Source organism: Domibacillus sp. A3M-37, assembly GCF_024213455.1.
Taxonomy (GTDB): domain Bacteria; phylum Bacillota; class Bacilli; order Bacillales; family Domibacillaceae; genus Domibacillus; species Domibacillus tundrae.
The window spans coordinates 120,258-138,919 of the sequence record NZ_JANAVL010000003.1 but is presented as its reverse complement, the minus strand read 5'-3'; the positions used below and the strand labels follow the sequence as shown (position 1 = coordinate 138,919).

At 43.6% G+C, this 18,662-nt stretch carries 17 protein-coding genes and 1 riboswitch; of the genes, 9 read left to right on the top strand and 8 right to left on the bottom strand.

The window, feature by feature from the left end:
* Window positions 1-202: 202 nt before the first annotated feature.
* On the bottom strand, window positions 203-403 hold the full coding sequence (locus NLX67_RS07540) for a hypothetical protein (protein ID WP_046179377.1): 201 nt from the start codon (window positions 401-403) through the stop codon (window positions 203-205).
* Between the two features lie 104 nt (window positions 404-507).
* Here NLX67_RS07540 and NLX67_RS07535 point away from each other — a divergent pair, with 104 nt between their 5' ends.
* Window positions 508-1,653, top strand: a complete 1,146-nt coding sequence (locus tag NLX67_RS07535; protein WP_254311028.1) for a DEAD/DEAH box helicase — start codon at window positions 508-510, stop codon at window positions 1,651-1,653.
* 37 nt (window positions 1,654-1,690) lie between these two features.
* Here the strand turns inward: NLX67_RS07535 and NLX67_RS07530 are convergent, their stop codons facing one another.
* Window positions 1,691-2,356, bottom strand: coding sequence for a Dph6-related ATP pyrophosphatase (locus NLX67_RS07530; protein ID WP_254311027.1), 666 nt, complete (start codon window positions 2,354-2,356; stop codon window positions 1,691-1,693).
* Window positions 2,356-3,912 (bottom strand): ABC-F family ATP-binding cassette domain-containing protein, encoded by a 1,557-nt coding sequence (locus NLX67_RS07525; RefSeq protein ID WP_254311025.1) that lies wholly within the window; start codon window positions 3,910-3,912, stop codon window positions 2,356-2,358. Before NLX67_RS07525 ends, NLX67_RS07530 begins: the two co-directional genes overlap by 1 nt.
* Window positions 3,913-4,039: 127 nt before the next feature.
* Between NLX67_RS07525 and NLX67_RS07520 the strand changes: the two genes are divergently transcribed.
* Both NLX67_RS07520 and NLX67_RS07515 read left to right on the top strand, forming a co-directional pair.
* On the top strand, window positions 4,040-5,071 hold the full coding sequence (locus NLX67_RS07520) for an STAS domain-containing protein (RefSeq protein ID WP_254311023.1): 1,032 nt from the start codon (window positions 4,040-4,042) through the stop codon (window positions 5,069-5,071).
* Window positions 5,072-5,187: 116 nt separating this feature from the next.
* Window positions 5,188-6,513, top strand: a complete 1,326-nt coding sequence (locus NLX67_RS07515) for a hemolysin family protein (RefSeq protein WP_254311332.1) — start codon at window positions 5,188-5,190, stop codon at window positions 6,511-6,513.
* A 283-nt stretch (window positions 6,514-6,796) separates the two neighbouring features.
* Here NLX67_RS07515 and NLX67_RS07510 read toward each other — a convergent pair whose 3' ends face one another.
* The 3 genes from NLX67_RS07510 to NLX67_RS07495 form a co-directional block, all read right to left on the bottom strand.
* The gene (locus tag NLX67_RS07510; protein ID WP_375143361.1) at window positions 6,797-7,207 is read right to left on the bottom strand and encodes a C40 family peptidase; all 411 of its coding nucleotides are present in this window, start codon (window positions 7,205-7,207) and stop codon (window positions 6,797-6,799) included.
* A gap of 195 nt (window positions 7,208-7,402) precedes the next feature.
* Complete coding sequence (locus NLX67_RS07505) at window positions 7,403-9,583, bottom strand: GDYXXLXY domain-containing protein (protein ID WP_254311022.1); 2,181 nt, start codon at window positions 9,581-9,583, stop codon at window positions 7,403-7,405.
* A gap of 509 nt (window positions 9,584-10,092) precedes the next feature.
* Window positions 10,093-12,282, bottom strand: coding sequence for a DNA topoisomerase III (locus NLX67_RS07495; protein WP_254311020.1), 2,190 nt, complete (start codon window positions 12,280-12,282; stop codon window positions 10,093-10,095).
* A gap of 62 nt (window positions 12,283-12,344) precedes the next feature.
* Between NLX67_RS07495 and NLX67_RS07490 the strand changes: the two genes are divergently transcribed.
* Together NLX67_RS07490 and metA are read left to right on the top strand one after the other, a co-directional pair.
* Window positions 12,345-12,668 carry a hypothetical protein gene (locus NLX67_RS07490; protein WP_254311018.1) on the top strand — a complete coding sequence of 108 codons (324 nt, stop codon included), beginning with the start codon at window positions 12,345-12,347 and terminating at the stop codon, window positions 12,666-12,668.
* An 84-nt stretch (window positions 12,669-12,752) separates the two neighbouring features.
* On the top strand, window positions 12,753-13,661 hold the full coding sequence (gene metA, locus NLX67_RS07485) for a homoserine O-acetyltransferase MetA (RefSeq protein WP_254311017.1): 909 nt from the start codon (window positions 12,753-12,755) through the stop codon (window positions 13,659-13,661).
* A 235-nt stretch (window positions 13,662-13,896) separates the two neighbouring features.
* Here the strand turns inward: metA and NLX67_RS07480 are convergent, their stop codons facing one another.
* Window positions 13,897-14,673, bottom strand: a complete 777-nt coding sequence (locus tag NLX67_RS07480; RefSeq protein WP_254311015.1) for a carbon-nitrogen family hydrolase — start codon at window positions 14,671-14,673, stop codon at window positions 13,897-13,899.
* A 101-nt stretch (window positions 14,674-14,774) separates the two neighbouring features.
* Window positions 14,775-14,876: riboswitch (SAM riboswitch) on the top strand.
* A 71-nt stretch (window positions 14,877-14,947) separates the two neighbouring features.
* On the opposite strand from NLX67_RS07480, the gene NLX67_RS07475 reads away from it, so the two are divergent.
* From NLX67_RS07475 to pabC, 4 genes are all read left to right on the top strand, one after another.
* Window positions 14,948-15,460: a class I SAM-dependent methyltransferase gene (locus tag NLX67_RS07475; protein ID WP_254311013.1), complete on the top strand. Its 513-nt coding sequence runs from the start codon at window positions 14,948-14,950 to the stop codon at window positions 15,458-15,460.
* 69 nt (window positions 15,461-15,529) lie between these two features.
* Window positions 15,530-16,900, top strand: a complete 1,371-nt coding sequence (locus NLX67_RS07470) for an anthranilate synthase component I family protein (RefSeq protein WP_254311011.1) — start codon at window positions 15,530-15,532, stop codon at window positions 16,898-16,900.
* Window positions 16,897-17,487 carry an aminodeoxychorismate/anthranilate synthase component II gene (pabA, locus tag NLX67_RS07465; RefSeq protein ID WP_254311010.1) on the top strand — a complete coding sequence of 197 codons (591 nt, stop codon included), beginning with the start codon at window positions 16,897-16,899 and terminating at the stop codon, window positions 17,485-17,487. The genes NLX67_RS07470 and pabA overlap by 4 nt, the downstream gene beginning before the upstream one ends.
* Window positions 17,472-18,308, top strand: coding sequence for an aminodeoxychorismate lyase (pabC, locus tag NLX67_RS07460; RefSeq protein ID WP_254311008.1), 837 nt, complete (start codon window positions 17,472-17,474; stop codon window positions 18,306-18,308). Before pabA ends, pabC begins: the two co-directional genes overlap by 16 nt.
* On the opposite strand, the gene NLX67_RS07455 is transcribed toward pabC, so the two are convergent.
* The gene (locus tag NLX67_RS07455) at window positions 18,277-18,612 is read right to left on the bottom strand and encodes a YflT domain-containing protein (protein WP_254311006.1); all 336 of its coding nucleotides are present in this window, start codon (window positions 18,610-18,612) and stop codon (window positions 18,277-18,279) included. The two genes, pabC and NLX67_RS07455, sit on opposite strands and share 32 nt — an antisense overlap.
* Window positions 18,613-18,662: the final 50 nt, after the last annotated feature.

Genomic DNA, 18,662 nt, shown 5'->3' with positions numbered 1-18,662 from the left:
GAGAGAGGGTTTCGTTTGTTACTTTTAAACGAGCCAGTCTGAGCTGGTTCATGTGAGTGACCTTATGCAATAAAAAGGAAACATCCCCTATGCCCTCTGCCCGTGGAAAGCGAAGTCCGGCTGGCTTCACCTATCGGCTCTTTTCAAAAAAGCTGCCGACTTTGTCGACAGCCTGAAAGAAGCGGCTAATTGGCTGCTTCTTTTATTTTGGGTATTTTTTTTCGCTGGATGATGAATCTTTTGTTTTGTGCTTGTCTTTTTCATCACGCTGTTCGATTTTTAAATCCTCTAACGGAATGGCATCAACGTTTTGTTCTTCTTCAAATTTGTCATACAAGCTTTCTTTATCTGTATCGATTTGTTCAGGATTATCCATTTTTCCCTGATCAAGCTTTTTATCCATATAAATCACTCCTAAAAAATTGTTTTCTGTACTGTAACCTTATTTTGTCATTGTTAAACATCTGAAAAAAATGGATAATAGATAAAAACGAAGAAGGAGCTTTTATGTCGACACAACCAGTCTTTTTATCATCATTACAGCCATTTTTACAGGAATCTTGGGAGAAAGCGGGCTTTAAACAAGCGATGCCTGTTCAGGAAGAAGCCATTCCATTTTTATTGAACGGACGTGACGTGATCGCGGAATCACCGACAGGAACAGGTAAAACATTGGCTTACGTTTTACCAATGCTTCAGAAAATAGACCCGAAGCGCAATCAAGTCCAGGCGATTGTGATGGCATCATCACGCGAGCTCATTATGCAAATTCAAGAAGAAATCCGCACATTTGGCGGGGGTATCATTACATCTACGGGCATGATCGGCGGCGCAAATATTAAACGCCAGACGGACCGGCTGAAAAAGCCGCCGCACATCATTTGTGGAACGCCGGGACGGCTGCTTGAACTTATTCAAATGAAAAAATTGAAAATGCATGAAGTAAAATTAATCGTGCTCGATGAAGGAGACGAATTGTTTAGAACGGCTCTTTTAGAACCGGTTCAATCGATTATTAAAGCAACGCAAAAAGACCGGCAGCTCGCACTTTTTTCGGCAACGCTTCCCGCTGCCGCAGAGCTAAAAGCGAAAGAGCTCATGAATGATCCGGAAATAATTCAAATTAAAAAAGAAAGCATGCCGCAGGAAGGGACGGTCCGTCATCTTTACTTCACGTGCGAATGGAAAGAAAAGCAGCAAATGATTGAAAAAGTGATGCGCACCTTTGAACCGGAGCGCATGCTTGCATTTATTAAAGATATTACCGATGTAAACGTTATGTCGGAGAAGCTATCATTTAAAGGGGTAAAAAACGGTGTTTTGCATAGTGAACTCCGTAAAGAAGAACGTCTGAAAGCAATTCGTGATTTCCGAAGTGGAAAAGCACCATTGCTGTTTGCGACAGATGTAGCTGCGCGGGGGCTTGATGTTAAAGGATTAACACATGTGCTTCACTTTGAAGCGCCGCACAATTTACGCGAGTACACACACCGCTCCGGCAGAACTGGACGTGCTGGCGGAGACGGAACCGTGATTACCCTTATTACGAGTGAATTTCAAGAAAAAGAACTGAAAAAAATTGCCCGCCAAATGGGCGTAGAACTCGAGAAATATGAATTTTTCAAGGGAAAAGCATTTCCAGTGAATAAATAAGCAAAAAGGAGACAGCAGTCATGCCGTCTCCTTTTTTTCATATAAACAATTCCAATCGGTATGAAGCTTTTGATTCAAGCAAAGGCCCGGTTTTGATCGGAATCGGCTCTTGAAACAACGGACCATTATACACAAACGTATGATATTCACCATTTTCACCCATGGGACAGCAATCTGTTTGGGCGATGTCTTCCGCAAACGACGCGTTAAGTACCATTCCGAGGTATCGTGGGGCGAGCATATCTTTTCGCACGCGGATGACCATCGCTTTATAACCGGTCAAAATAAATTCTTCTAACATTTGGGCTGCTTTATCGGGTTCACCGCGCAGGGGAAAGATCGCTTTCAACCCCACAGCCAGGGCTGTATTTTCTCCCCATTCAAAATGGGCGTCTGTGTAAATGTCACCGTACGCGATACCGTCTAGTGAAAAAGATTCCTTCAGCATCTTCAAATCTTGAATAAAGTCTTCAGTATAATGATCGTAACGGCAGCGGATAAAATGGACAGGAAGACCAAGCGCTTTTCCCTGCGCTTCAATGAGCTCCATTTTTTCATCATGCCCAAATGTCCGTCCTGTTTCGATTGGCGCTGTCGTGATAAGACAGGCAACGTCCATTTGCTGTTTTTTCATCTTATGCAAAACCATCATGCAGTCTTTGCCGCCGCTCCACGATAACGCAAATCGTTTTGTTGTTCCCATTAAAAGACCTTCGTTGTCCATGATTCGCCGTTCCAAATGCCTGTCACAATGTCCTGGTAAAATTCAGGTTCATGGGAAATAAGCAAAACGCTGCCTTTATAGTCTTTTAGAGCACGCTTTAGTTCGTCTTTCGCATCGACATCCAAATGGTTCGTCGGCTCATCGAGTACGAGAATATTGGATTCCTGATTAATCAATTTGCACAGGCGGACTTTGGCTTTTTCGCCGCCGCTTAAGACAGATACTTTGCTTTCGATATGTTTCGTTGTTAAGCCGCATTTTGCAAGCGCCGCCCGAATTTCATACTGCGTAAAAGACGGAAATTCCGTCCACATTTCTTCAATGCATGTATTTTTATTATCGACTTTTATTTCCTGCTGGAAGTAGCCGATCAATAAATTTTCACCGCGCTCAACGATGCCGGAAACAGGCTTGATTTCGCCGAGCAGGCTTTTCAGCAATGTTGTTTTCCCGATGCCGTTTGCGCCGGTCAAGGCAATTTTTTGTCCGCGTTCCATCTGTAAGTTTAATGGACGTGATAGCGGCTCATCGTACCCAATAACAAGATCACGCGCTTCAAAAATAAGCTTGCTTGGCGTCCGGCCTTCTTTAAACCGAAACTCTGGTTTTGGCCGTTCAGATGAAATTTCAATAATATCCATTTTATCGAGCTTTTTCTGGCGGGACATCGCCATATTACTCGTTGAGGCACGCGCTTTGTTGCGGGCGACGAAATCTTTCAAGCCGGCAATCTCCTGCTGCTGCTTTTTAAAAGCTGCTTCCTGCTGCTGTTTTTTCATTTCGTGTACTCTCAAAAATTCATCATACGTACTGGCGTAGCGGGTTAATTCCTGGTTTTCCATATGATAAATTAAAGTGACCACTTCGTTTAAAAAGGGAATATCGTGTGAAATTAGGACAAAAGCATTTTCATATTCCTTTAAGTAGCGCTTCAGCCATACAATGTGTTGTTCGTCTAAATAGTTTGTCGGCTCATCCAAAAGTAAAATATCCGGCTTTTCAAGAAGCAGTTTTGCAAGCAATACTTTCGTCCGCTGTCCGCCGCTCAAGTCGTGCACATCGCGCTCAAGGCCAATTTCATCAAGGCCGAGTCCACGCGCCGTTTCTTCAATTTTGGTATCGAGAATGTAAAAATCGTTGTTCGTTAATAAATCCTGCATTGTTCCAGTTTCTTCAAGAAGCTTTTCCAGCTCCTCCGGCGTTACATCGGCCATTTGGCCAAACAGTTCATTCATGTTTGTTTCGATATCGAATAAATATTGAAAAGCCGTCCGAAGCACATCACGAATCGTCATGCCGGTCTTGAGCACGGCATGCTGGTCCAAGTAGCCGACACGGACATTTTTCGACCATTCCACTTTTCCTTCATCCGGCTGCAGCTGCCCGGTAATAATATTCATAAAGGTTGACTTGCCTTCACCGTTTGCGCCAATAAGTCCGATATGTTCGCCTTTCAGCAGTCGGAACGAGACGTCGTTAAAAATCACGCGGTCGCCAAAGCCGTGGCTCAGGCGGCTTACTGATAAAATACTCATGTAAGATAAAAACTCCTTGTTCTTTTTTGATCATTATATCATTCCCCTAAAAAAACGGGGCAAAACTGTTAAACAGGCGGTACTCATTATAGAATAAAGGTATGAAGAAATTCGGGAGGGATTGTGGATGCAGGAAAAGCAGGAAATCAACGTGATCGGGACGAACCTTCAATGGGACCGAACGAACGGATCATTTCAGTTTGAAGGGGCGGATGTTGTTCTTTTTTGGACAAAAACGGCACTGAAAACATTCATTGATACAATCGAAGAAGTAACAGGTACGGAACCTGCCCGGATCGTAATGGAAACAGCGGGCTACCGGACAGGGAAAATTGTCAGCGGTTTTTATAAAGAAATCGGAGAAGAAACAGAAGATGTGCTTGCGTTATTGCCAAATATTTATGCGGCGGCAGGATGGGGAGCGATTGAATTCAAGCAGCTTTGCTTAACGGAACGCCGCGCCATCTTGTCTATTCGAAACGACTGGGAAAGCAAAGTCGTGCGTGCGCAAGGGAAAGAAAGCCCCGGCACGTTTTTAGGCGGCCATTGGGCAGGACTGCTCAGCGGCCTGCTTGAAGAAACGATTTGGTATAAAGTAACGGAATATACGTCGACAGATGAAGGATCTTATAAAGAAATTGAATTATATCCGTCTCCAATGACACCATCAGAAAATGTCCGGGAGCACATTCAGACGCAAGAGCAGCAAACAATTACGCAGCTTGAGGCGATGGTGGAAAATCGCACAATCGAACTGCGTAAAATGATTCGTGAGTTGTCCTCGCCGGTTATTCCGGTGCTGGACGGTATTCTCGTGACGCCAGTCATGGGCCGTTTTGATCAGGAACGGTCGGATGATTTTACGGAAAAAGCGCTGCAGGCGATTGTTGAGCATAAAGCAAGCATGCTTATTCTGGATGTCACCGGTATTAAAGCGATGAACAATTTAATTTTGAGTACGCTTGAAAAAGTGACGCAGTCCGTACAGCTGATCGGAGCTGTCCCGATCATTGCGGGCATTTCACCGGAACTTGGCATGGAAATGGCCTCAAAAGGCATTTATTTGAATAATTTAAAATGCTTTGCGACATTAAAGCATGCCATTCATTATGCGATTGCGCTTGAAGGCATACAGATTGTGAAAAAGGAAGACAAATAATTTCATAAAATTTAGTGCAATTTGGTATGATAAAAGAAAATACGGGTATAGAAAACAAGAACTTTTTTGCCCCAGGAGGTGAGGGGAAAAAGCAGCCAAGCTGCTTTTTCCACATTTTGATAGCTGTCAATTTATTGTTATTTGCTTTACTTATCGTGTTAACTGGTTTTTTCGTTGCGACGGAATTTGCCATCATTCGTGTGCGCCAGTCACGTATTAATCAGCTCGTTGAAGAAGGAAACAAACGGGCGATTGCAGCACAAAAAGTAACATCTAATCTGGATGAATACTTATCCGCCTGCCAGCTCGGAATCACCATTACTGCGCTTGGTCTCGGTTGGCTGGGTGAACCGACAGTCGAGGAAATTTTGCATCCGGTCTTTGAACGGTTCGAGATTGCCTCATCTGTTTCGAGCATTTTATCATTTGTGATTGCGTTTTCTGTCGTGACATTCCTGCACGTGGTTGTCGGGGAGCTCGCACCGAAAACGGTCGCTATTCAAAAAGCAGAGTGGGTCACATTAACATTTTCGCCGCTCATTATCATTTTTGATAAAATTATGTATCCGATTATTAAAACGCTCAACGGCTCTGCACGTGGGCTTGTCGGACTCTTCGGCTTAAAGCCGGCGTCTGAGCACGAGATGGCCCATTCGGAGGAAGAGCTGCGCATCATTTTATCCGAAAGTTTCAAGAGCGGAGAAATCAACCAGTCTGAATACAAATATGTTGATCGTATCTTTGAATTTGACGAGCGCGTGGCCAAAGAAATTATGGTGCCGCGTACCGATATGATTACGTTGTCAAAAGATTTAACGTGGGATGAAATTACATCAATCATTGAAATTGAGAAATACACACGCTATCCGGTTGATGATGGGGATAAAGATAATATTCTCGGCATGGTCAACATGAAAGAACTGCTGTCGTATTATTTAAGCCGTGACAGCGACCGGAGCCGCCCGCTTGAAGAATTCGTCAAGCCGGTGATCCGGGTGATTGAAACGATTCCCATTCATGACCTTCTATTGAAAATGCAAAAAGAACGTATTCATATGGCAGTGTTAATGGACGAGTATGGCGGCACGTCCGGACTTGTGACCGTTGAAGACATTTTGGAAGAAATCGTCGGTGAAATTCGAGATGAATTTGATACGGATGAAAAACCAGAAGTTCAAAAACTCGGCGAGAAGCATTATTTGCTGAATGCCCGCCTGCTTATTTCGGAAGTAAATGACTTGCTTGGCACGGATCTGTCGGATGAAGAAGTCGATACACTCGGCGGCTGGGCACTTACGGAAAATATTGATGTGAAACTCGGTGATTCTATTGAACAGGACGGCTATGAATTCATTATCCGCGATGCAGAAGGCCATCATATTCATGAGATTGAAGTGAAAAAAGCGAAGCCGAAAGAAGAAGTGGCAGCTGAGGGTGATTAACGAAAAGAGTCTGCGGTTTATCGCAGACTCTTTTTTGAAATTCAAATTGACGCAGCTAAACTACTGATTCATTCAATAAAGTGCTTAGAATTAGCGGCTTCTTCATTGCTGATTGTTTTAAGCTGTCATTTAATCGTTTTTCTTATGATGTTAATACCCCGTTGGAATATTCTTTCTATTCACTTTTATCATAAGCAATGTGAAAGAAGACGTTTTTTCTTTCACATTTTAACAGCGAAAAAGCGCCCGCAGCTGATTCATTCAGTTGCGGGCGCTTGAAATATTAATCTAGTGTTTTAGAGCCGATATAACGTTTGCTCCAATAGGAATTGGATGTTTTATCAATTGTTACGCCTTTAGAAGAAGACGCGTGGATAAATTGATTATCACCAAGGTAGATGCCGACGTGTGAAGCACCTTTTTTATATGTTGTAAAGAACATTAAGTCGCCTGGCTCCATATTTGCTTTCGAAACGGCTTGTCCTTTTTTATACATTTCAGCAGCAGTACGGGGAAGTGAGTAGCCTGTTTGCTTATGGGCATATTGGATAAAGCCCGAGCAATCAAACCCTGCTGGTGTTGTGCCGCCAAATTTATAAGGTGTGCTAATATGTTCTTTTGCTTCCGCAATCGCTGCATCTGCGGAGTAAGCTGCTTTTGTTTCTTGTGCCGGCAACAGTCCGCCGAACATCATGAAACAAATACTGAAAATCATAAATAATCCTTTTTTCAATGTAGTCCCTCCGGTCTGCTTTACCGCTTCTAAACGGGTTGTATATATGAACTTATATAAATATATCAGAAAATTTGGGTTATTGAGTTACAGTTCCATGTGTTTCACATTACAGTTTCATGACAAAAACCGCCCGGGGACATCCCGGACGGTTCATTAACGTAGCGTTTCTAGAATTGCATCGCCATTTTGGGCAATACGGACGATTGCATGTGTTTTTTCTTCCCATTCTGTTCCGGTGTTTTCAGGGATGAAGAAATGCTCGATCCCGAGCGTTAACGTCCCGTATTGGCCTTTTCCTTTCAGGAAGAGCTCTTTTTTTGTACCCGCTTCAACAAATTCTTCTGCTTTATAAACTGGGATTTTCTGGCCTTTATATTCAATCGAGGTGGAAGAAGGCTTCAAGATGACATCGATTTTCCCCTCGGGCGGAGCTGTTGAGCTGTTTAAAAATTGGTCATTGTAATCAGCCTGAACGTCGTACCCCAGCTGAACATAATCTCCTTGAATAAAAGAACGCGGATCAACAGGCGCCAGCTCCAGTGCTGCGATTTCCCCATTTTGGATAAGCTGTTCTTTTTGCCACGCGGTTACTAGCACGAAAGCAGATTGCAGTACGAGGATAGCTGCAAACAAACCGGCACTCCATTTTTTCACAGAAACAGGAGTGGTATGCTTTCGTCCCCATACAAACCAGATTGTAAAAAAGAGAACGCTGATCAGCAAAAACGTAAGTGATTTATGCAAAAGCAGCCAGGCGTATTCGTAATACTTCCAAATGAAAAATCCGATAAAAGCTGCCCAGACCGGCCAGCGGTACAGCCGCGTCTCAAGAATAGGCTTAAACAGGTGCCAAAAAATGCAGACGAGAAAAGCGGCATGCAGGAGCAAAGAATCCCAGCCTTTTTCCGTTAACGAATAAAGCATAAAGGCGAGTGACAGCCAAAAAGCAGAGAGGCCAATTGGAAGGTTCTTTAATAAAAGAAACACAACGGCATTGCCAGCTGCGGCTGAAAATAAAACCCACGTACTAATGGAAAGAGACACATGGTTTTCGGAAAGCAAATGAAGAATGCCATAAAGAAGAGATGCATTCGCTGCCGTATAATACAAAATGGCTTCTTTCTTTTTAAACAGCAGCACTGTCAGCAAAACCAACGGAGTGGTGATAAAGAATGCTGGCCATACGTGCGGCCATTCCGAAATAATATAAGAAAACAAAAAAACAATTCCAGTAATTTGTAGGGTCATGCGGACGACTAACCATGCTTCTTTTTTCACGGCAAGGCCGGCACTAACACACAGCACTGCCAAAACAAGAAAGCTGAGCGAAAAATTATCGCTGAATCCAAAAATCATCCCGACAAACGAACTGAGGGAGAACACGGCGATCAGCGTTCCAATAAAAGCGAGCGCACCGGTAAAAAAAGTCACCATGTATCTTGCCCATTTCCGGTCGTGTCCGGCAGAGGACAGCTTAATTTTTCGCAGGCCGATAATGCTGAAGGCGAAAAGCAGCAGCAGCATAGGGAAACCGGTGTAGAAAATAAATTCACCAATTAATTGAAACGTCATGTAAAAGACGTTCGGAACAACGTATAAACCAAAAAATAAAAGATGAACGGCCAGATCAAACGGATGACTTTTTGGCGCATTCATAAAAGCTCTCCAAAAAATTACTATAAATGCAATATACAGGATATGGAGAATAATAAAGACAGCGCGATAATCCATTTCGCTTGCAAACGTGTCGTACAGCATATGCTTATTCAGCAAATAAACAGCACAGCTTTGCATGACAATGAGAGAAACAAATGAAAGTTTTTGCTCTTGAACTTTGCGCCAAAAAACGTAGATGGCTCCGTGGAGGACAATCGCTCCGAAATAAATGAGGAGCTGTTCGCCGTCTGTATACGTAAGAAATGTACTAGTCGGATAAAGCTTGAGCCAAAATGTCAGTTCAAACAGGAAAAACGACAGCCAGTAAAGCGGACGGTAGCGGGTAAAGACTGCCAGTAATACGGATGGAATAAGCGTAACAAGAAATAAAATGTACGAATCCGCATGTGAATTGTACATTTGCCCGAGGAGTGCCGTCGCGACCGCAAAAGCGATGACAGATAAGAAAAGCCACCAATTGCTAAGGTACGCAAACGTATGGCTGCGCCGATAAAAAAAGGCTCCGGACGCACAAAGGAGTAAAATCGACAGACACAGCCCAATTTTTACCGGACGATCAAAGCCGGGCCAGTTGGAGGCAAAAAAGTATACAACCGCAGCGATGAAAAAAATGAGTCCGAGTAAATACGGAATATCCCCCCGTTTTTGCGTAATCATCCTATAACCCCCTCCTACTTTTTCTGTAGTATAAGTATACTATCTTTCTAGAAAAGAAGAGAGCAGAACGGCAACAGAAGCGGTAATTGCTGCATATGCAGCTAATGGTTCGCCATCCCAGTTTTGGACAGCAATGCCGGTAAGCCTCTAAACGAAAACGAACGGGTACGTGCGGTCGTCGTGTGAAAGCTGGTGGAGTGAAGAGCACTATTAATTTATCGGAAATTTCACCAGTTGTCTGCCCGTTCAATGGCAGAGCACTCGCCAGGCCATTCCCTGAAATGACAAATATAAGAGTCAAAAGATGAATCCAAGAAATTCACAGAAAATCGCTCCCTTTTTCTTTCCGTTCCCTTTAAAAGCTATGCACTAACCCTTGTCCTTTTTCTGATTGCTATTTTGAAATAATTTATTTGATTGTGATTTATCTCTATAAAAATGAATTAAAGAAAGGAAAAAAGACGTTGGTTATCTGATTTTCGATAATCAACGTCTTTTTCATTTAAGGATTAGTCAAATTTTAAACCTTTTAACGCCTCTGCAAGTGCATTGTTTAAAGGTTCTTCTTGTTTATCTTGTTGGTTTAAATATTTCTGTACGGAACGTTTATCCACTTTACCACCAGATTCTTTCTTACGTCTTGCTTCAAAAGCAGATAATTTCTCGCGATACCCACATTTACATGTAAAGATCTGACCGTCTCCTTCACCACGAAGTTCCAGCTTTTTCTTACATTGCGGACAACGTGCATTCGTTACACGTGCGACGTTTTTACGGTGACCGCATTCCCGATCTTGACAGACAAGCATTTTTCCTTTTTTGCCGTTCACTTCAAGCATCGGTTTTCCACAGTCCGGGCAGGATTTCGTTGAAATATTGTCATGCTTGTATTTTTTATCGCTGGATTTAATTTCAGAAACGATTTTCTTTGCGTAGTTTTTCATCTCTGAAATAAATACTTCTTTTTTCAGTTTGCCGTTTGCAATAGCCTCTAGCTTTTGCTCCCATTCGGCTGTTAGGGTAGGGGATTGTAACTCTTCGGGCACTAAATCAAGCAGCTGCCGGCCTTTTGAAGTAATGTGAATGTCTTTGCCGCGCTTTTCAATTAAGAATGAGTTAAACAGTTTATCGATAATATCAGCCCGCGTTGCAACCGTACCTAAACCACCAGTCGATTTTAATGTGTCTGCAAGCTGTTTGTTTTGCGTGTCCATATACTTCGTAGGGTTTTCCATTGCCGAAAGTAATGTCGCTTCATTAAAGCGTGCAGGTGGCTTTGTCTGTCCTGATGTTTGTGCAATCAATTTTACGTTTAATGTATCGCCTTTTGCGATGCGGGGTAAAATTTGTTCTTTCAGATCATCTGCTGCCTCGCCATCTTCAAATTGATTTTCGTATGCTTCTTTCCAGCCACTAGATAAAATTGTTTTCCCTCTAGCAACAAAATTCTCATTACCAATTTTTGCCCGAAGCGTTAATTGCTCATATTCAAATGGTGGGAGTAATACAGCTAAGAACCGTTTAACAACTAAATCATAAATTTTGCGTTCTTTATCCGTAAAAGCTGAAAAATTTACGTAATCTTCTGTTGGAATAATAGCATGATGATCTGATACTTTACTGTCATCAACAAATGCCTTAGAAGCTTTTATAGGCTTGTTTAATATCTTGTTAGTTAATGAACGATATTCTCCTGCTCCACAGGCTTTAAGACGCTCAGGAAGAGTTTCCACGATATCTGAAGAGATATAACGTGAATCTGTACGAGGGTACGTTAACACTTTGTGCTGCTCATACAGCTTTTGCATAATGTTTAACGTTTCTTTTGCAGAGTAACCAAAAATCTTATTCGCATCACGTTGTAACTCCGTTAAGTCATAGAGGCCAGGAGCAAACGACTTCTTCGGCTTTTTTTCAATTTCTGTTACGGAAGCATTTTGTGTGCCCAGTTTTTTCACAATGTCATCGATTTTGTTTTTATCAAAACTGCGGCCATTCCCTTTTTCGTCTTGCCACGTGAGCTTCAACTTGTCTGATGTTTGAGCTTCGATGCCATAATATGTTTGAGCTTTGAAGTTTTTGATTTCGTCCTCACGCTCTGCAATGATCGCGACAACCGGCGTTTGTACACGTCCACAATTAAGCTGCGCGTTAAATTTTGTTGTCAGTGCACGAGTAGCATTAAGACCGATATACCAGTCTGCCTCAGACCGAGCTACTGCAGAATGATATAGGTTTTCATATGCTTTACCTGGTTTTAAATTATTAAATCCATCTTTAATTGCTTTATCCGTTACAGATGAAATCCATAGTCGCTTCACAGGCTTATTTACTTTTGCCTTATCAATAATCCAGCGAGCTACTAGTTCACCTTCACGGCCAGCATCTGTCGCAATTATAACGTGTGACACATCACCACGTGTAAGTTGAGATTTAACAGCATTAAATTGCTTGCCCGACTGCTTAATAACTGTTAATTTCAAGCGTTCTGGCAGCATCGGCAAATCTTCTAAGTTCCACGTTTTATATTTCACATCATAATTTTCAGGATCAGCTAGTGTTACAAGATGTCCTAAAGCCCATGTAATGATATATTTATCTCCCTCAAGAAATCCGTTGCCTTTTTTATTACAATTCAATACACGCGCAATATCACGAGCTACTGACGGCTTTTCAGCTAAAACTAAGCTTTTTACCATTTTAAACATCCTTTCTTACATACATAAAATAAATATTAGCATAGATGTAAGGAGGAAGTGGAGTGATCGCTTTAACAAATGAAAATTACAAGTCTAAATCCTCATTATATGAAAGAAATCTGTGGCTGCGTAAAAACGTGACCAAAGAAATTAAAAACAGCGAGACGTTCTTCTGTTTGTCTGCAAATGCGGCCATCAGGAAAATTTATCCATTTTTGAAAAACGAAAGTAAAAAAAGCGGCCAAGGTGCTGCTAACAAACGCGATGTGAATCAACATTTGAAAAAGGAGGACAAAGACGAACCGGTCAACACGATACTTGCCGATGTATTAAAAATTTGGAATTATAATCAGGAAACCGTTCTTGAATTTATTATTGGAAAATAATAATCGGGAACGGTTGTTTTTTTTCAGAAAAGGTGTCTATAATTATTTGACAAAGATATATCTTGTTTTAAAGGGAGGAAAATTATGCCGATTACTATACCGCATCAGCTGCCGGCACGCGAAGTTTTAGAAAGAGAGAATATTTTCGTTATGGACGCGGATCGTGCCAGAATGCAGGATATCCGCCCGCTTAATATTTTAATTTTGAATCTAATGCCGGAAAAAGAAAAAACAGAAGCCCACCTTTTGCGCCTGCTTGGTAACACGCCGCTTCAGGTAAATGTTTCGTTTTTATATACAGCGACCTATGAATCGAAAAATGTAAGCAAATCACACCTTGAGCAGTTTTATATTACGCTTGAGGATGCAAAAAGCCGCCGCTACGATGGATTGATTATTACCGGTGCACCGATTGAGCTAATGGAATTTGAAGACGTCAATTACTGGCCGGAGCTGCAGGATGTTATGGATTGGGCGAAAACGAATGTGACATCCACGCTTCATATTTGCTGGGGTGCCCAGGCAGCACTGTACCATCATTACGGAATCGGTAAATTTGAGCTGCCGAAAAAGTGCTCTGGTATATTTAAACATACAATCACGGATCCGACCGTGAAATTGCTGCGGGGTTTTGATGACGAATTCTACTCACCCGTTTCGCGCTATACGGATGTGAGCCAAGAAGCGATTGAAACGCATGAAGACTTAATTTTGCTCGCCTCTTCGCCGGAAGCGGGTCCTCTGTTAATGATGTCTAAAGATGCACGAAACATTATGATTACCGGTCACCTTGAGTACGATGCGACCACACTAGCGGAAGAATACGAACGCGACTGTGCGAAGGGCGTTGAGGCTGAATTGCCGGAGAATTATTTTCCGGATAATAATCCCGGGAAACGGCCGCTGAACAAATGGCGCTCCCACGCTCATCTGTTGTACTCCAACTGGCTGAACTATTATGTTTACCAAGAAACACCATACGAGTGGAAATGAAAGAGCAAGACCGTCCATGTGTAATGGACGGGTTTTTTGTTTATCGGCTGGATCCAAATGATGATAAGTGGACATGAAAGGGTAAGGAGTAGATAAAAACTGAGCAAAATGGACATAAAACGATGTGTGTGGAGGAGCGAAGACTTAAAAGTGCGATATCCTGGCAGCGCCTTTATTAGCACATCCTGTGCGTCAAAAGCGCCGCCGATGATACATCGGGGCGCCCAACTATTACTTAATAAAATGATTCGCGCCGGTCTTCAAATACTGGAATGCGGCTGCGGATTTCATCAATGGCATCAAAGTCAACATCGCCAATGAGCATTTCTTCGTTTTCTCCTGCTTCGGCAATCACTTCACCCCAAGGCCCGACAATAATGGAATGCCCGGCAAACTGGTTGTCAGGGTCAGAACCCGAACGGTTGCACGCTACAACATATGCCTGATTTTCAATCGCGCGGGCCATCAGCAGCGTACGCCAGTGATCGACGCGGGCAAGCGGCCATTCCGCGGGTACAAATAAGACACGCGCCCCGTTTAAAACCTGCTTTCTAAACCATTCCGGAAAACGGATGTCATAGCAAATAAAGCCGGCCATCGCTTCGCCGGCAAGTTCAAACAAGCCGTCACCGTCGCCATCGATCAAATATTTTTCTTCGTTCATAAGCCGGAACAAATGCAGCTTGCTATACTCATGAACAATGGCGCCAGTTTTATCCACGACGATCATCGTATTTTTCACGCCATCGCCTGTATCATTGGCGACAGAACCGCCCACGATGTGCATATTGTATTGTTTCGCCATTTCCGTCAAAAACGCTTTAGCCCGTTCAGCTCTGTGGTCCGCAATTTCATCCAATCTCGTTAAATCATAGCCGGTTGTCCAAAGTTCCGGCAGCACGGCCAATTCACAGCCGGCGTCACTCGCTTTTTTCAAAAAGTCCGCCGCCTGGTCGTAATTCGCTTCCGGATCGCCAAACGTTATGTCCATTTGCAAGCAAGCTATTTTCATCTCGTCATCTCCAGATTCATTTTCAAAAATTGTAACACGGTTGACAGTGAAAATGAAACGTGGCATAATCCTTCTTAATAAACAAACGGACAACTGAATACATCTTATCAAGAGCAGGTGGAGGGACAAGCCCGATGATACCCGGCAACCGACCTATTTTAGGCACGGTGCTAATTCTTGCAGTGAAAGCTGAGAGATAAGAAGATGAACAAGGAACCTTTCTTCTTATTTCGTGAAGAAAGGTTTTTTTATTTTCCAAAAGGAGGCGTCGGACATGACCGTTATCGACAAAACAGACAAACCATTGAAAATTGAACAAGGAAATTTATACGCCACAATTCATCCGCAGCAAGGAGAGCGCGTCATGATTATCGGCGGCTCCGAAACGCTGATGGCTCGATGTTCAGACGCAGGCGCAGCTGTTTTGCCGGCTGCTTCTTTTTCACAGGTGAAGCAAAATGAATTCGATACCGTGGCCGCTCCTTTGTCGATTCACCCCTATGCAGACGGCACGCAGTGGACGGCAAAAGCGTATGAAGCATTAAGGCAGGGCGGCCGGTTTGTGGCAGATTTTGCAGAAGCTGATTCCCTGCCATCTGCTACTGACTTTCCATATGCGGAATCACTGGCCGGCTATTGGGAGCGCCTGAAAGCGGCCGGTTTTTCAACGATTTTTTTTCAGCAGCTGTCAGCGGGCTCAGCAAAAGAAGCAGTTTTAAACGGCTGGACGGAGCTTGTGCCCTCGAAATACCCGGTCACGGTCAATCGGTTTATCGCAGTGAAATAGCCTAACCATTTTCAAAACGGGTGCCTCCGTATTATGATGTAGTCATCAACATGCGAAAGGTGGCACCACGTGAACATTTTTTACCAGAAAACCAACTACACAAAAGAGCAATTTTTTCATCAATATACAGCATTATCGAAAAACGAGATGCATCACGCCTTTTTAGAAAGCGGACGCGGCGGACGCTATAGCTTCGCTGGTATCAAGCCTGCCGCCACCGCGGTTTCAAGCGAAGAAGGGCTTTTACTTAATGAAAATGGCAAAGAAGTATTGTTAAAAGGAAATCCGATTCATGCACTTGTTTCCATCTTGAATAAACGACATGTCCCAAAGCATCCGGATTTGCCGGATTTCCAAGGCGGCGCCATTGGCTGGATCAGCTACGACTACGTCCGGTTTATTGAACTTTTGCCCGAGACTGCCGTCAATGATCTTGGGCTGCCGGATGTTTGTTTCTTATTTTTCAACGAATGGGCGGCGTTTGATCACGAAACAAACGAATTGTATGTGATGACACTCGCTGAAACAGATGAGGGACTTGAAGACTTGCTTAAACAGTGGCTTGATCCTGCTGAACCAATTCAGTGGGCAGCAGGAACCGGAATGGATAAGATAGATGTCTCGTTTCCGGAAGAGCAATTTAAAATAGCTGTAGAGAAAATTCGTGAATACATTGCAGCAGGCGATGTGTTCCAAGTCAATTTATCCGTCCGCCACGCCCGTCCATTAACTGTGCCGCCGCTTTCGGTTTATGCCACACTTCGAGCGTTAAATCCGTCTCCATATATGGCTTATATTCAAACACCGGATTTTCAAATTGTTTCCGGATCACCGGAGCTGCTTGTGAAAAAAGATGACCAGCACCTTTCGACAAGACCGATTGCGGGCACACGTTCACGTGGAAAAGACGATGCGGATGATGAGCGGCTGGCGGCAGAGCTGATTCATAATGAAAAAGAACGGGCCGAACACGTGATGCTTGTGGATTTGGAACGCAATGACCTTGGGCGTGTTTCACGATACGGTTCCGTTCATGTGGATGAGTTTATGGTGATTGAAAGATATTCACATGTTATGCACATTGTGTCAAATGTGCGCGGGGAGCTGGCAAAAGAAAAAACAAATGCGGATGTCATTGACGCTGTTTTTCCGGGAGGTACGATCACCGGAGCACCGAAAGTACGGACAATGGAAATTATTGAAGAGCTGGAGCCGGTGCGACGCGGGATTTACACGGGTTCCATCGGCTGGATTGGCTACAATGGAGACATGGAGCTGAATATCGTCATCCGGACGATGCTGAGTGCGGGAGGATATGGATATGTTCAGGCTGGTGCAGGGATTGTGACCGATTCAAAGCCAGAATATGAATATAAAGAGTCGCTGAAAAAAGCGGCCGCAATGTTAAAAGCGATGGCACTGGCGGAGGATGCAAAATGATTTTAATGATTGATAATTACGATTCATTCACGTATAACCTTGTTCAATATCTTGGGGAATTGGGCGAAGAACTTGTGGTCCGCCGGAATGATGAAATGACGGTTGCAGACATTGAAACGATGAAGCCGGATTTTGTGATGATCAGTCCGGGACCCTGTACACCAAATGAAGCGGGCATTAGTTTAGAAGCAGTGGAAAAGCTGTCCGGCCGCATTCCGTTGTTTGGTGTCTGTCTCGGCCAGCAATCCATTGCGCAAAGCTTCGGCGGTGATGTGGTACGCGCCGAACGGCTTATGCACGGGAAGACATCTCCTGTTTTCCACGATGGAAAAACCATTTTCAAAGACGTCCCGAATCCGTTCCGGGCAACGCGTTATCATTCACTAATTGTTAAAAAAGACACGCTGCCGGATTGTTTTGAAGTTTCTGCCTGGACTGAAGAAGGCGAAATTATGGCGATTCGTCATAAAGAGCTGGCGGTCGAAGCAGTGCAGTTTCACCCGGAATCCATTATGACGGAGTATGGAAAAGAGATGTTGCAAAACTTTATTGACACGTACAAAGGTGTGCCATGTATACGTACGTAAACGGGCAGGTCATTCAAAACAATGAAGTACGTATTTCGCCATTTGACCACGGATTTTTATACGGTGTCGGTGTATTTGAAACGTTCCGTACGTATGACGGCAAACCGTTTTTGCTGGATGAACATCTCAGCCGGCTGAACGACAGCATGCGGGAACTTAATATTGACCTTCATGTAACACGCAGCCAGGCAGAATCCATTTTGGCGCAATTAAATGAAGCGAATGGATGGAACAATGCGTATATCCGTTTCAATGTGTCTGCCGGCGACGGAGAAATTGGCCTGCAGACCGCGCCGTATCAATACCCGAACGTAATTGTTTTTCAGAAGGAATTAAAACCGGCCGGTGCTATGACAGAAAAGCAGGGCGTTTGGCTCGACACGCGGCGCAATCGTCCGGAAGGCGGGTACCGGTTAAAGTCTCACCATTATTTAAACAACATTTTCGGTAAGCGGGAAGCCGGGAACGATCCTTCTATAGAAGGGTTATTTTTGACCGAGGATGGATTTGTAGCGGAAGGCATCGTGTCGAACCTGTTCTGGACGAAAAAAAAGACGCTATACACACCAGCGCTCCAAACAGGTATTTTAAACGGCGTCACCCGTCAATTTGTTATGAAAATCGCACATAAAGCAGGCTTGAATGTAGAAGAGGGGCTTTATACGGTAGATGATGTAGCAGCGGCAGACGAAGTTTTTGTCACCAACTCCATTCAAGAAATGGTGCCGCTCCATCAGGTCGGAAAAAAAGCGTTTCCCGGCAAAGCAGGAAACGCGGTGCAGCAGTTATTTACAATGTATCGGGAAGCTGTTCGTCTGTGACGAGCAGCACTTTTTCTTTTGCAAGCCCGTCGTGGTATTTTTCCGCATCTTCTTCAGACAAGCCGAAGTCGAGCAAGGCATCTTTCACCGGCTTCTCGCGTGTAAAGATGGATTTTACTTTTTCCTTTATGGAAGGTCCTGTTGTTTCCACATTTGCTTCCGTTCGGTTTTGAATCGTTAAATACACGTCTGCATCTTTCGTAAGCGCGGTCATTTTGGATGGATCATATCCCGCTACCTTTAAATCTTCTATTTTCCTGATTACGTCAATTTCCCCATCAAATAAGCCAAGAACATGTTTCATAGTTAATCCCCCTGCGCGATTTATTTTATTGACCTTTTCCCTGAGCAGTC

What these genes read in the sequence shown, in the direction of transcription:
- NLX67_RS07540 (WP_046179377.1), bottom strand. Translation starts at nt 403, where the DNA reads ATGGATAAAAAGCTTGATCAGGGAAAAATGGATAATCCTGAACAAATC.
- NLX67_RS07535 (WP_254311028.1), top strand. Translation starts at nt 508, where the DNA reads ATGTCGACACAACCAGTCTTTTTATCATCATTACAGCCATTTTTACAG.
- NLX67_RS07530 (WP_254311027.1), bottom strand. Translation starts at nt 2,356, where the DNA reads ATGGGAACAACAAAACGATTTGCGTTATCGTGGAGCGGCGGCAAAGAC.
- NLX67_RS07525 (WP_254311025.1), bottom strand. Translation starts at nt 3,912, where the DNA reads ATGAGTATTTTATCAGTAAGCCGCCTGAGCCACGGCTTTGGCGACCGC.
- NLX67_RS07520 (WP_254311023.1), top strand. Translation starts at nt 4,040, where the DNA reads ATGCAGGAAAAGCAGGAAATCAACGTGATCGGGACGAACCTTCAATGG.
- NLX67_RS07510 (WP_375143361.1), bottom strand. Translation starts at nt 7,207, where the DNA reads ATGATGTTCGGCGGACTGTTGCCGGCACAAGAAACAAAAGCAGCTTAC.
- NLX67_RS07505 (WP_254311022.1), bottom strand. Translation starts at nt 9,583, where the DNA reads ATGATTACGCAAAAACGGGGGGATATTCCGTATTTACTCGGACTCATT.
- NLX67_RS07495 (WP_254311020.1), bottom strand. Translation starts at nt 12,282, where the DNA reads ATGGTAAAAAGCTTAGTTTTAGCTGAAAAGCCGTCAGTAGCTCGTGAT.
- metA (WP_254311017.1), top strand. Translation starts at nt 12,753, where the DNA reads ATGCCGATTACTATACCGCATCAGCTGCCGGCACGCGAAGTTTTAGAA.
- NLX67_RS07480 (WP_254311015.1), bottom strand. Translation starts at nt 14,673, where the DNA reads ATGAAAATAGCTTGCTTGCAAATGGACATAACGTTTGGCGATCCGGAA.
- NLX67_RS07475 (WP_254311013.1), top strand. Translation starts at nt 14,948, where the DNA reads ATGACCGTTATCGACAAAACAGACAAACCATTGAAAATTGAACAAGGA.
- pabA (WP_254311010.1), top strand. Translation starts at nt 16,897, where the DNA reads ATGATTTTAATGATTGATAATTACGATTCATTCACGTATAACCTTGTT.
- pabC (WP_254311008.1), top strand. Translation starts at nt 17,472, where the DNA reads ATGTATACGTACGTAAACGGGCAGGTCATTCAAAACAATGAAGTACGT.
- NLX67_RS07455 (WP_254311006.1), bottom strand. Translation starts at nt 18,612, where the DNA reads ATGAAACATGTTCTTGGCTTATTTGATGGGGAAATTGACGTAATCAGG.